Raw genomic sequence first — 12,403 nt, forward strand, 5'->3', positions numbered from 1 at the left:
TCGATATTCTGAACAAGACAAACGAACTCATCATGTCCGTCGATATCGGCAGCCGCCTTCGCCATCTCCGCATCGCCCATAAGCTTTCCCAGCGCGAGCTCGCCAAACGCACCGGCGTTCCCAATTCGACGATCTCGCTGATCGAATCGAACGCCTCCAATCCGTCGGTCGGGGCCTTGAAGCGGATTCTCGACGGCATTCCCATCGGTCTGGCGGAATTCTTCGCCTTCGAGCCCGAACGTCCAAAGAAGGCTTTTTATGCGGCCGAGGAACTGGTGGAGATCGGCAAGGGTCCCATCTCCTACAGGCAGGTTGGGGAAAACCTGTTCGGACGCAGCCTGCAAATCCTCAAGGAATGCTACCAGCCGGGCGCCGACACCGGAAAGGTTCCCCTTGTTCACGAGGGGGAGGAGGGCGGGATCGTGCTCTCGGGAAGGCTCGAGGTCACGGTCGACGACGAGCGGCGCATCCTTGGACCGGGTGACGCCTACTATTTCGAAAGCAGGCGCCCGCACCGTTTCCGCTGCGTCGGGCCCGTGCCCTGCGAGGTTATCAGCGCCTGCACGCCGCCGACCTTTTAGTTCCTGCCCTCGATGCGGGCAAGCACGCCGTCGAGTGCGGCGGTCAGAGCGGCAAGGCCGCCCTTCTTCTCGAAGTCGGAAAAAACCTGCTCGTTCAGTCCGCCCTTGGTCGCGAATTCGCGGCTCAGCGCGCTGAACGGTTCGTTGCCGGGGCTGTTCGCTTTCTGCGCGAGGCTTGCAAAGAGCGGGGCGATATAGGCCTGTCCCTTCGCCTTTTCGAGGCCGCATCTTTCCAGCCAGACGGCAACCTGCTCCATGATGCCGAAATAGGTCGACATCATTGCGCTCGCTGCCGCGAGAAGATCGTATTCCTTCCTCGACTGGCATTGCACAGCCGTTCCGAGCATATCGAAAAGCGCGGCGACGGCGGTATCAGGCGGATAGATGGCGGTGACGCCTTGCCGGTCGGCGACGAAGGGCAGGGGGATCGCCTGCACGAGATGCACGTCGGCGCCGATCCATTCGGAGAGGGCTTGGCGCTCCGTCGCCGCAACGAGGCTGACGACCATCTGGCCATCCCTGAACGACAGCGCCTGCACGACCTCCTCGGCGACCTGCGGCCGTATCGCCAGGAACACCATGTCGCTGTGATCGACGACGTCCTGGTTGTCCTTGGCAATTCTGACGGCGGCGAATTCGTCGACGAGCGTCGCGGCGATGTGAGCGCTTCGTGGAGAGACGTGAATCTCGGAGGCATAGGCCGGTTCTGCGAGAAGCCCGCGAACCATCGCTTCGGTAATCGCGCCGGTGCCGACGAATCCAATAGCCTTGACTGTCACGTGATTACTCCGCGGCCCGCAGCGGGCCCAACGCGACATCCGTCGTGTAGTTCTCGCGCATGAAATTGATGAAATTGTCCTGGAACTGGCGGGTATGGGCATGGGCGAGTTCGTCGGCGAGCTCCACGTCCTTGTCCCTGATGGCATTCAGCATGAGTGAGTGCTCGTCGGTCAGGAGGTAGCCCTCGTGGGTCCGCTCCAGATATTCGAAATGCAGGTGGAGCATGCGCTGCCCCTGCGACAGCAGTTTCTCGTAGAACGAGGCCAGATACTGGTTTTTTCCGGCATGGGCGATCGCCATGTGGAATTCCTTGTTAGCTTCCGACATGGCCAGATGATTGCCGGTTTTAACAGCCGCTTCGAACGACTTCAGCCGCTTGGTGATGATCTTCAGGTCGGCATCGGTCCTCAATGCTGCGGCAAGCCGCGTATTCATGCGCTGCGCGATGTCGAGCGCTTCCACATATTTCGGAAACGTCGCCACTTCGATCGGCGCCACGATCGTGCTTCGGTTCGAAAGCGTCACCACCAGTTCGTCGGCGCCGAGCCGGATCAGGGCCTCGCGGACCGGCGAGCGCGACATGTCGAAACGCTCGGCAAGCGTCATCTCATCGAGAAGCTGACCGGGCGGCAAAGTGAGTGCCAGGATCTCGTTGCGAAGCGTTTCGTAGACGTTCTTCCAGCCGGTCCCGCGGATTCGTTTCACTTCCGATTCATCAGACACTTAGGTCCCTTTCTCTCGACGCGGATGCCATTGGGCCAGAAAAACAGCGTGTCGGCAATGTAATTTTTCCACTTGACTTTGTCGACACGCTGTTGACTTAATATTGCCAGTCGACACGGAGCCGACAAGAAAATAACAGAAACGGCTACAGCCGACGAGTGGAACCGCGCGCTTCGCGCACAGCAAAAGAGGAATGCCGATGCTTTCGAAGTTGATGACGTCCGCCTTGCGGGCGCTGCCCGCGCTCGCCCTGATGGGAGGCCTTTCCGCAACCGCCGCACGGGCTGAGACCGCCGAGGGATATTGGCAGGGCGTGCAGAAGGCGGGTGTGCTGCGCTGCGGTGCGGCTGTCGCGCCGCCCTATGTCATGCGCGATCCGGCGACCGGCGAATATTCCGGCTTCTTCGCCGATCTCTGCAAGGAATTCGCCGATGTCCTGAAGGTGAAGCCCGAATTCGTCGATACGACCTGGGACAATATCGTCGCCGGCCTGCAGGCGGGCAAATGGGATCTGTCGCTGGCGCTGAACCGGACGCCGACGCGCGCCATGGCGGTGCAGTTCTCGATCCCGGCGATGGAGTACCAGATCTCGCTCGCCTATAACAAAAACAATCCGAAAATTACGGCTGGTGCTGCCTCGGTCGCCGATATCGACACAGCAGGCGTGACGCTCGCCGTCATGTCCGGCACTGCGCAGGACAAGGCCATTTCCGCGGCGGTGAAGAACGCCACGATCATGCGTCTTCCCGGCAATGACGAGACCCGCCTGGCGGTGACCTCGAAGCGCGCCGACATCCTGGTCGACGCCTCCGACACCAACCAGCTCTTCACCCAGTCGAACCCGGATTGGGCGGTGGCGCTCAACCCGACGCCGGCGCTCGCCAAGCAGGGCGTCGCCTTCGGCCTGCCGCATAATCTTTCGGCTGCCGACGTCGAAGTGGTCGATATCTTCCTCGAAGAGAAGGTCGCGACCGGTCACGTCGACGAGCTGATCAAGAAGGCGGTCGACGAAGTCCTCAAGGGCGCAAAGTAATCTCGCCGGGCCGGTGCGAAGATCGCGCCGGCCCTCTCCAGCTTCGATCATCGGAGATTGGCATGACCACGTCCTTCAGCCTTCCCCTCGTGAAAATGCAGGCGCTCCACAAAAGCTATGGCAACGGAGCCATTCAGGTGCTGAAAGGCATCGACATCGAAATGAAGCCCGGCGAACGTGTCGTCGTCATCGGTCCGAGCGGCGGCGGCAAGAGCACGCTGCTGAGAGTGATGATGGGGCTGGAGCAGATCGACAGCGGTTCGGTCAATTTCGATGGAAAGCCTTATATTTCTTCCGACGGTGCGGGGAGGAAGACCCAGATCGACACCAATGTCCGCCGGTCGATCGGCATGGTCTTTCAGCATTACACGCTGTTTCCGCATCTCAACGTCCTTCAGAACCTGATCCTCGCTCCCTGCAAAGTGCGTGGAGAAGCCAAGGCGAAGGCCGCGGCCCGCGCTCAGGCGCTGCTCGAGCGGTTCGGGCTCGGCGCCAAGTCCAAGGCCTATCCGGCCCAGCTTTCTGGCGGCCAGAAGCAGCGTGTCGCCATCGCCCGCGCACTCATGCTCGACCCGAAGCTGATGCTTTTCGACGAAGTCACGTCGGCCCTCGACCCCGAGCTCGTCAGCGAGGTGGAGCAGGTGATCCTGCAACTCGCCGCCCAGGACATGCCGATGATGATCGTCACCCATGACATGTGGTTCGCCAAAAACATCGCCTCCCGCGTGATCTTCTGCGCCGGTGGCGTGGTCGTCGAGGACGGCCCTCCCGAGCAGGTGCTCGGCGCCCCGCGCGAGGAGCGCACCAAGGAATTCATCGACCGCGTCTTCCATATCAAGCAGTAGGGAGGGGCACCCATGAACTACACGTTCGACTTCAACGCGGTTTCGCTGGCGCCGCTTCTGCAGGGGTTGTGGGTTTCGCTGGAACTGACGGCTGCGGCAAATGTCATCGGTATCGTCTTCGGCTTCGCGCTCGCTTTGCTGATCATGAGCCCTTACCGGATCGTCCGGCTGCCGTTCATGCTGTTCGTCGAATTCTTCCGCTGCACGCCGGCCATCGTCCAGATCGTCTGGATATTCTATTGCGTACCGATGCTGTTCGACGTCTTCCTCGACCCGGTGACGATGGGCATCATGGCGCTCGGCCTCAATCTGATGGCGTTCAACGCCGAGGCGTACCGGGCGTCCATCCAGGCGGTGCCGCGCGAACAGCTCGACGCCGGCATCGCGCTCGGCCTCAATCCGCTGCAGCGCGTGCTCCACATCGTCTTCCCGACGGCCTTCCGCGCCTCGATCCCGGTGCTTCTGACCAACGGCATCGTCATCTTCCAGCAGAGCGCGCTGGTTGCGATCGTGGCGATCCAGGACCTGATGTACCAGGGCAAGACGCTGGCCACCGAGACCTATCGCCCGATCGAGACCTTCACCGTCGTCGCTCTCATTTATTTCGCCGTGTCCTTCCCGATAACCCAGATCGTCGGCCTGCTTGAACGCCGCCGCCAGATCCTCGTCAGCTAGGAGGCCCGGATGACTCTCGACTTCTCGATCCTGCTGCGTTTCGAAAACGCCCTTCTGCTCGGCCTGTGGATGACGATCAAGCTGACGGTCATCTGCATCGTGCTCGGATGCACCCTCGGCTTTCTCGTCGGCCTGATGAGGACGTCGCGCAACCTCGCGCTTCGCGCGGTCTCGGGCGCCTATGTCGAATTCTTCCGCGGCACGCCGGTGCTTATCCAGCTCTTCTGGATCTTCTTCTGCCTGCCGCTGCTCCTCGGCGTCGAGCTCTCGAACCTGGCGTCCGGCGTCATCGCGCTGACGCTCTATATGGGGGCGATCACCAGCGAGACCTTTCGGGCGAGCCTCAAGTCGATCGGCCGGGAGCAGCTGGACGCCTGCGTCGCCCTCGGTCTTCCGAAAAGGGCCCAGGTCGTCAACGTCGTGCTGCCGCAGGCGGTGCTGCGCGCAATCCCAACGCTGTTGTCGAACTGCGTCAGCCTCTTCAAGGAGAGCGCCCTGGTCTCGGCCGTCGGCATGGCGGACCTGATGTTCGTCGGCCAGAACATCTCCAACAACACCGCCCGTCCCGTCGAAGTGCTGACGGTCGTCGCCCTCATCTACTTCGTCATCGCCTTCCCACTCACGCGGGCCGTCTCCCTCATCGAGGGGCGCATTCTCAAGAAGCTCGCAATCTAATCAGTCTTTCCCAGGACAGGAGAAATCCCATGAAACTTTCCGGCGTCATGCCCGCGCTCATCACTCCCTTCGACGCGAACAACAGGATCGACTTCAAGGCGTTCGAAAGGCTTCTGACGCATCTGCGCGAGGCAGGCGTCACCGGCTGGGTTCCAAACGGCTCGACCGGAGAGTATTTCAGCCAATCCAGGGAAGAGCGCCGCGACGTGCTGCAGTTCGTCAAGGATTTCGCCAGGCCGGGCGAAATTCTGATCGCCGGCACCAACGCGCCCGCCACCCGCGAGGTGATCGAGCAGACGGCGATGGCGAGAGATATCGGTTATGACACGGTCCTGCTGGCGCCGCCATTTTATACCCGTCCGACACAAGCGGAGCTCATCAAGCACTATGAGGCCGTCCTCGGCGCCGTCGATGTGAGCCTCGTCCTCTATTCCTATCCGGCCAAGGATGGTTCGGACATCAGTTTCGAGCTGATGGATCAATTTGCCGATAATCCGCGCGTGATCGGGATCAAGGAAAGCTCGGGCGTGCTGCAGCGCGCGGTCGACATCGCCAGCCGCTATGACGGCAAGATCCAGCTTGTCAGCGGCTCTGACGATATCGCGCTCGACTTCATGTTCTGGGGCGCCGAAAGCTGGATCTGCGGACCGTCGAACTGCATGGCCAAGGCCTGCTGTGACCTCGACCGCACGTTCCGATCCGGCGATCTGGATAAGGCGCGCAAGCAGATGAAAACGCTCTACCGGGCGATGAACATCCTCGAAAGCGGCAAGTTCGTGCAGAAGATCAAGTATGGCTGCGAGCTTCAGGGCTTGCCCGTGGGTATATGCCGCGCGCCGCTCGGCGAACTGACACCGGAGGAAAAGGCCGAATTCAAGGCCGCGATGCAGCCGATCCTGAATTGGTAACAGATCTGGAGCGGCCAAGCCGCGCCAGGGACCACTGAAATCGTGAGGTTCGCCGTGTCATCCATCGTGGTCGTCGGCGCCGGCATTATCGGCGTCACCATCGCCTATGAACTCCAGCGCCGCGGCCTTTCCGTGACGCTTGTCGATCGCGACGCGCCGGGCCGCGGCGCTTCCTACGGCAACATGGCAAGTATCGCCGTCACCGAGTTCATGCCGGCCTCGCGGCCCGGCATCTGGGCGCAGATGCCGAAATGGCTGCTCGATCCGGAGGGGCCGGTACGCATCCGGCCTGGCTACCTGCCGAAGCTGGTGCCCTGGTTCCTCAGGTTCCTGGCCGCCAGCCGTCCTTCCAAGCTGAGGGCGCTGGAGGCGGCCGGCGCCGCGCTCTGCGGCCGCGTCTACGACGATCTGGACGCGCTGCTGAAGGAAACCGGCCTGACGCACATGCTGACTGCCGAGGGCTGCCTCAGCCTCTATACTGACGAGGCCGAATTCAAGGCCGATCGCGAGCATATCGAAATCCTGGAACGGTTCGGCTTCAGGTATGAAATTCTCGGCGGCAACGCCATCCGGGAGCTCGAGCCTTTTTTGACGACGAAGATCGGCAACGCGGTGCTCTTTCCCGACAACCGGTCGATCATCGACCCCTACAGGCTTGTCACCGCCCTTGCCGAAAGGTTCGAGGCGCTCGGCGGCAGGACCGTCCGTGGTGAGATCGCCGGCTTAGAGCAGGGCGAGGCCGGTGTTTCCGCTCTCCGGCTGGCGGACGGGCGCAGTCTTACGACCGAGAAGGTCGTGCTGGCTGCCGGCGCCTTCACCGCCCGGCTTTCCGCTCTGCTGCGCGAACATATCCCGCTCGAAACCGAGCGCGGCTACCACACGCAGATCATGGAGCCCGGTATCTCGATGCGCCATTCCATCATCTGGCCGGCGCGCGCCTTCATGGTCACGCCGACGGCGGGCGGCATCCGCGTCGGCGGCACGGTCGAGATGGCCGGCCTCGACGCGTCCCCGGATTATCGGCGCGCGAAGATCCTGGTGAAGCGGGCTCAGGAGGCATTGCCGGATCTGCAGGTCCGGCAGGCGACGGAGTGGATGGGGCATCGCCCGGCGCTGCCTGACACCGTTCCGGTCATGGGTCCATCAGCCAAGCGCCGCAACGTCTGGTACGCAACCGGCCACGGACATCTCGGCCTTACCTATGCGGCCACGACCGGCCGTCTGATGGCCGACCTCATCACCGGCGTTCAGCCGCCCGTGGATATGCAACCCTATCGCGTCGATCGCTTCTGAGAGCGGTGCCGTCGCAAGGAGAAAGGGAGTGAACATGCGAAGCGAACTCTATATCGACGGAAAATGGGTGAAGCCGGTCAAGGGCGGCGCCTGCGAGGTGACCAACCCCGCGACGGAGGAGGTGATCCAGACGATCGGAGCCGCAACAGCCGAAGATGTCGATCTCGCCGTCAAAGCGGCTCGCCGGGCCTTCGACAAGGGCGGCTGGCCGAAGCTGACGGGCGCCCAGCGCGCCGGATATCTTCGCGCGATTGCCAACGGAATCCGCGCCCGTCAGGCCGAGATCGCCCGCCTCGAAGTTCTTGACAACGGCAAGCCGTTTCCGGAGGCCGACTGGGACATCGCCGACGCGGCCGGCTGCTTCGATTTCTATGCGGGTCTGGCCGAACAGCTCGACAACAATCCCGAGGAGGCGATCGCGCTTCCCGACCAGCGCTTCACCTCCAAGGCGGTGCGCGAACCGATCGGCGTGGCCGGCGCCATCATTCCCTGGAACTACCCGCTGCTGATGGCGGCATGGAAGGTTGCCCCCGCACTCGCCGCCGGCTGCACCGTGGTGCTGAAGCCCGCCGAACTGACATCGCTGACGGCGCTCGAACTGGCTGATGTCGCCGATCAAGCCGGGTTGCCTCCAGGTGTCCTCAACATCGTAACCGGCGCCGGATCGGTCGCCGGCCAGGCGATCATCGATCACAAGCAAGTGGATAAACTCGCCTTTACCGGCTCCGGCCCGGTCGGCTCGAAAATCATGGCGGCCGCCGCCCGCGATATCAAGCGCGTCAGCCTGGAGCTCGGCGGCAAGTCGCCCTTCGTCGTCTTCGAGGACGCCGATATCGACAAGGCCGTCGAATGGATCATGTTCGGCATCTTCTGGAACCAGGGTCAGGTCTGCTCGGCGACGTCAAGAGTCCTCGTGCAGGACACCATCTACGAAGGTTTGCTCGCGCGTCTGGTCGAGGAAACCAACAAGATCAAGATCGGCAATGGCCTGGACGAGGGCGTGCTGCTTGGGCCGCTGGTTTCCAAGCGTCAGCACGAGCAGGTCGTCGCGGCGATCGAGGAGGCGCGGCGGGCCGGCGCGACCGTCGCCTGCGGCGGCGTCCGCCCCGAAGGATTCGACAAGGGTTACTACCTCCAGCCGACCGTTCTGACCGACGTTCCGCTCGACAGCGCCGCTTGGGTGGAAGAGATCTTCGGACCCGTCGTCTGCATCCGGCCGTTCAAGTCAGAAGCGGAGGCGGTCGAACTCGCCAATGATTCCCGCTTCGGTCTGGCGGCCGCCGTCATGTCGAAGGACGACATCCGGGCTGAGCGCGTCGCGGCCGCCTTCCGCGCCGGGATCGTCTGGATCAACTGCTCGCAGCCGACATTCACCGAGGCGCCCTGGGGCGGCTACAAGGAATCCGGCATCGGCCGCGAACTCGGACGCTGGGGTCTCGACAACTATCTCGAGACCAAGCAGATCACCCGCTTCGCCAGCGAGGATTCCTGGGGCTGGTACATCAAGCCGGAGGCGGCCGAATGAACTGGAACCGGACCCTCGATCTGCTGCAGGTCCACTGCCAGGGCGAGATCGGCAAGGTCATTATGTCGGGAGCGCCTGAAATACCCGGCGCCACGATGCTCGACAAAATGGACCACATCAACACGGTCGACGACAGCCTGCGCCGCTTCGTCACCTTCGAGCCACGCGCCAATGTCGCCATGTCGGTCAACCTGCTGGTCGAGCCGACACGCAGCGATGCGGACGCCGGCTTCATCGTCCTCCAGGCCGATCGCGCCCACGCCATGTCCGGCAGCAACTGTATCTGCGTGGTCACCGCACTTCTCGAAAGCGGGCAGGTGGCGATGTCGGAACCGGAGACGATCGTCCGCCTGGATACGCCGGCCGGCCTCATCGTCGCGCGCGCCGCCTGCCGCGACGGCCGCTGCCTGTCCGTCAGCCTCGACAACGTGCCGAGCTTTGCCGAAGCGCTGGACAGGGAGGTGGACACGCCGAAATGGGGCCGCATCAAGATCGACGTCGCCTTCGGCGGCGTCTACTATGCGCTGGTGGATGTCGAGCAGTTCGGCTTCGATATTGCGCCTGCCAATGCGCGGCTGCTGGCGGAAGCCGGCATCGAGCTGAAGTTGCTTCTATCAGGCCAGGTCTCGGTCGCTCATCCTGTCCTCAGCGGTATCGACGAGATCGCCTATGTGATGTTTCGCGGATGCGAAGCCGACGGCGCGGTGCGGACCTGCACGACGCTGCGGCCCGGCCGCGTCGATCGTTCGCCGTGCGGGACCGGCAGCTCGGCGAATCTTGCCGTGCTGCATGCGCGCGGCGAGGTCGCCGTCGGCGACCGCAGGACGTCCCGGTCGATCATCGGCGGTGAGTTTCTCGCGGAGGCGATCGGCGAGACCGAGGTGGGCGGCCGCCGCGCCGTTCTACCGAGAATAACCGGCCGGGCCTACGTCTATGGCCGGGAGCAGTTGCGTATCTCCGACGACGATCCCTTCGCAGCAGGATTTGCCCTGTCCGACACCTGGGGTCCCCAGGTCGGCCTGCTCGGTTAGGAGCCAAAGATGTCTCACGTTACACCACTGGCCGGCCAGACGGTCCTCATCACCGGGGCGTCGGGCGGCATCGGCGCAGCCATCGCCGAGCGCCTGTCTGCCGAAGGTGCGCGGCCTGTCATCCAATACGGGCGCGACAGGGAAGGGGCGGAAGCCCTGCATCGCAGGCTCGGTGGCGACGGCCTGATCGTCCAGGCCGATCTCTCCGGTCCGGACGGCGCCTTTGCACTCTGGCGCGACGCGCTCGCGGCGGCGGGGCGGATCCATGCCGTCGTCAACAATGCCGGTATCCGCAACGAGATTTCGATCGACGCCGATCCGTCCGATTGGCGGGCCGCCTGGCAGAAGGAGTTTCAGGTGAACTTCTTCGCGGCAGCGGACCTCTGCAAGGAGGCTCTGGTGCATTTCAGGCAACATGGCGGAGGGCGGATCGTCAACATGGCAAGCCGGGCGGGCCAGCGCGGTTACGCGGCCGATGCCATGCCCTACGGGGCGACGAAGGCGGCGCTGATCAATCTCACAAAGTCGATTGCGCGTAGCTTCGGGCGCGACGGCGTCGTCGCCGTCTCCATCGCGCCGGGATGGGTGCGCACCGACATGGCCGAGGATTTCGTGGCGAAGCATGGCAAGGATGCGGCGGTCGGCGATATCCCGATCGGCGAGATGGCCGAGACGGCGGAGATCGCCGAGCTGGTAGCCTTCCTGCTGCGCCCTTCGCAGGTCTCGGTCAATGGCGCGACGTTCGACGTCAACGGCGGCAGCTACATCAGATAGGGAGGTTCGATATGAAAAGATTTGTGGGTAAGGTCGCGGTGGTCACGGGCGGTGGCGGCGGTATAGGGTCGGCCATCTCGAAGAGGTTGGCCGACGAAGGCGCCCTGGTGGTGGTGACCGATGCCAATGCACAGGCTGCAGGCGACGTCGCCTCGCTCATCGAGGCGGCGGGCGGATCGGCGATCGCCATCGGGGCCGACATCTCCCGGAAATCGGAATGCGTCGACCTGATCGAGAAAGCCTTCGCGATCAAGGGGCAGCTGGATGTGCTGGTCAACAATGCCGGCATCAACCGGCGCGGAAACCTGCTGTCGCTTTCGGATGAAGACTGGCAGCTGAGTTTCGCAGTCAACCTGGATTCGATGTTCCATCTCTGCCGCGCGGTCCTGCCGCACATGATTGCGGCGGGCGGCGGCGCGATCGTCAACACCGCCTCGCAATGGGGCCTTTACCCCGCGCCGAACCATATCGCCTATAACACGACAAAGGCGGCGGTTGCCGCCTTCACCCAGAATCTGGCTCGCGACTATGCGCCCGACAAGGTCCGGGTCAATGCCGTCTGCCCCGGCGAGATCCATACGCCGATGCTCGAAGCCGGCGTTACGCGCGCCGGCCGGACGATCGCCGATCTCGACAAGCTCGTCCCCTACGGCCGCATCGGCAAGCCTGAGGAGGTGGCAGCGCTCGTTGCCTTCCTGGCATCGGATGAAGCGGCCTTCATGTGCGGCTCGCTGGTTGAAATCACCGGCGCGCAAGCCGTGGCGTGAAAGGACGGCCGAGTGCGCCGACACCGAGCCAGGGGTGGATGCCAGTCCTGCCCTGGTGGCCTTCGGCGCTCTGCGGCGGTTGGTTCGCCGCCGCCGCGGGCGTGCTGGCGCTAGACATGGCCGACAGTCCTGCCCATAGGCCCGCCAGAAAGGATCGCCGTTGCAGCCTCTCGCTCATGCTCAATCCGTCTGCTGTTCCAGTGTCTTGGCAAGCTCTTCATAAATGTGGGCAGATCCCGCATTGTTCTCGGCGGCATAATGGGCGCTGACCGACCGCGCGGCCTCGGCCGCAATACGAAAGGCATCTATCCGATTCTGCGGCTCAGGCTCAGCTTGCCCGCCGATATCGCCGTCGCGGAAACTGCCGGCTCTGTATCCCTCGGCCAGATCGATGACACCGATCTCAGGAATCCCCTCCTTCATCCGGCCGAAGAAGGCAGGCCCGGCCTGGCCGCCATCCCGGCGACGCAGCATCCCTTCTCCGGACGCCTTGCCGTCGATACAGGAGCCGATCCAGAAGGTGGGGCCGCTGGTCAAGGACGCTGGCGCGACGAATTTGCAATGAGTGCCTGGATCCTGGGACCAATGAAGATCGGTCGGTGCTGCCCCGCCAGTGCCATTCGAATACAAAATCACCACCAGGGCAATCGGGACGATAACCGGCAGCCGCCCTATGCCGCCGAAAACTCGTCTTGCCATGATGTCGCCCCTTGTTGAAGGACCTTCCATATCGTCCGCAATCGCCGTTGTCATGGCTTATTGGTTGACAATCCGGCGGACCTCCCAGCCGATT

15 protein-coding genes are annotated in these 12,403 nt (G+C 63.3%); 11 read left to right on the plus strand and 4 right to left on the minus strand.

Going from position 1 to position 12,403, the window contains the following annotated elements; translation table 11 throughout:
- The first annotated feature begins 32 nt into the window (after positions 1–32).
- Positions 33–581 (plus strand): cupin domain-containing protein, encoded by a 549-nt coding sequence (locus NE851_RS33535; protein WP_063474180.1) that lies wholly within the window; start codon positions 33–35, stop codon positions 579–581.
- Here NE851_RS33535 and NE851_RS33540 read toward each other — a convergent pair.
- Both NE851_RS33540 and NE851_RS33545 read right to left on the minus strand, forming a co-directional pair.
- A complete protein-coding gene (locus tag NE851_RS33540) occupies positions 578–1,399 on the minus strand; it encodes a pyrroline-5-carboxylate reductase (RefSeq protein ID WP_373289092.1) in 822 nt (273 codons plus the stop codon). The two genes, NE851_RS33535 and NE851_RS33540, sit on opposite strands and share 4 nt — an antisense overlap.
- Complete coding sequence (locus NE851_RS33545; RefSeq protein ID WP_097543375.1) at positions 1,365–2,084, minus strand: GntR family transcriptional regulator; 720 nt, start codon at positions 2,082–2,084, stop codon at positions 1,365–1,367. Before NE851_RS33545 ends, NE851_RS33540 begins: the two co-directional genes overlap by 35 nt.
- Positions 2,085–2,283: 199 nt before the next feature.
- Here NE851_RS33545 and NE851_RS33550 point away from each other — a divergent pair, with 199 nt between their 5' ends.
- The 10 genes from NE851_RS33550 to NE851_RS33595 all read left to right on the plus strand — a co-directional run bounded on the left by NE851_RS33550 (position 2,284) and on the right by NE851_RS33595 (position 11,610).
- Positions 2,284–3,117, plus strand: a complete 834-nt coding sequence (locus NE851_RS33550) for a substrate-binding periplasmic protein (protein ID WP_127430792.1) — start codon at positions 2,284–2,286, stop codon at positions 3,115–3,117.
- 62 nt (positions 3,118–3,179) lie between these two features.
- Positions 3,180–3,962: an amino acid ABC transporter ATP-binding protein gene (locus NE851_RS33555; protein WP_047616842.1), complete on the plus strand. Its 783-nt coding sequence runs from the start codon at positions 3,180–3,182 to the stop codon at positions 3,960–3,962.
- 12 nt (positions 3,963–3,974) lie between these two features.
- The gene (locus NE851_RS33560) at positions 3,975–4,637 is read left to right on the plus strand and encodes an amino acid ABC transporter permease (protein ID WP_047616844.1); all 663 of its coding nucleotides are present in this window, start codon (positions 3,975–3,977) and stop codon (positions 4,635–4,637) included.
- Positions 4,638–4,646: 9 nt separating this feature from the next.
- Positions 4,647–5,312 (plus strand): amino acid ABC transporter permease, encoded by a 666-nt coding sequence (locus NE851_RS33565; protein ID WP_047616847.1) that lies wholly within the window; start codon positions 4,647–4,649, stop codon positions 5,310–5,312.
- A gap of 29 nt (positions 5,313–5,341) precedes the next feature.
- A complete protein-coding gene (locus NE851_RS33570) occupies positions 5,342–6,220 on the plus strand; it encodes a dihydrodipicolinate synthase family protein (RefSeq protein WP_047616849.1) in 879 nt (292 codons plus the stop codon).
- Between the two features lie 54 nt (positions 6,221–6,274).
- Positions 6,275–7,513, plus strand: coding sequence for an NAD(P)/FAD-dependent oxidoreductase (locus tag NE851_RS33575; RefSeq protein WP_097543376.1), 1,239 nt, complete (start codon positions 6,275–6,277; stop codon positions 7,511–7,513).
- 34 nt (positions 7,514–7,547) lie between these two features.
- A complete protein-coding gene (locus NE851_RS33580) occupies positions 7,548–9,038 on the plus strand; it encodes an aldehyde dehydrogenase family protein (RefSeq protein ID WP_097543425.1) in 1,491 nt (496 codons plus the stop codon).
- A complete protein-coding gene (locus NE851_RS33585) occupies positions 9,035–10,069 on the plus strand; it encodes a proline racemase family protein (protein ID WP_097543377.1) in 1,035 nt (344 codons plus the stop codon). The genes NE851_RS33580 and NE851_RS33585 overlap by 4 nt, the downstream gene beginning before the upstream one ends.
- Positions 10,070–10,078: 9 nt before the next feature.
- Positions 10,079–10,843, plus strand: coding sequence for an SDR family NAD(P)-dependent oxidoreductase (locus NE851_RS33590; protein ID WP_097543378.1), 765 nt, complete (start codon positions 10,079–10,081; stop codon positions 10,841–10,843).
- An 11-nt stretch (positions 10,844–10,854) separates the two neighbouring features.
- On the plus strand, positions 10,855–11,610 hold the full coding sequence (locus NE851_RS33595; RefSeq protein WP_097543379.1) for an SDR family NAD(P)-dependent oxidoreductase: 756 nt from the start codon (positions 10,855–10,857) through the stop codon (positions 11,608–11,610).
- Here the strand turns inward: NE851_RS33595 and NE851_RS33600 are convergent.
- Both NE851_RS33600 and NE851_RS33605 read right to left on the minus strand, forming a co-directional pair.
- Positions 11,585–11,728, minus strand: a complete 144-nt coding sequence (locus tag NE851_RS33600) for a hypothetical protein (RefSeq protein ID WP_164735942.1) — start codon at positions 11,726–11,728, stop codon at positions 11,585–11,587. The two genes, NE851_RS33595 and NE851_RS33600, sit on opposite strands and share 26 nt — an antisense overlap.
- Positions 11,729–11,790: 62 nt before the next feature.
- Complete coding sequence (locus tag NE851_RS33605; protein WP_245433347.1) at positions 11,791–12,363, minus strand: hypothetical protein; 573 nt, start codon at positions 12,361–12,363, stop codon at positions 11,791–11,793.
- Positions 12,364–12,403 lie beyond the last annotated feature (40 nt).

It is taken from the genome of Rhizobium anhuiense bv. trifolii (genome assembly GCF_024346605.1).
Lineage (GTDB): Bacteria > Pseudomonadota > Alphaproteobacteria > Rhizobiales > Rhizobiaceae > Rhizobium > Rhizobium anhuiense.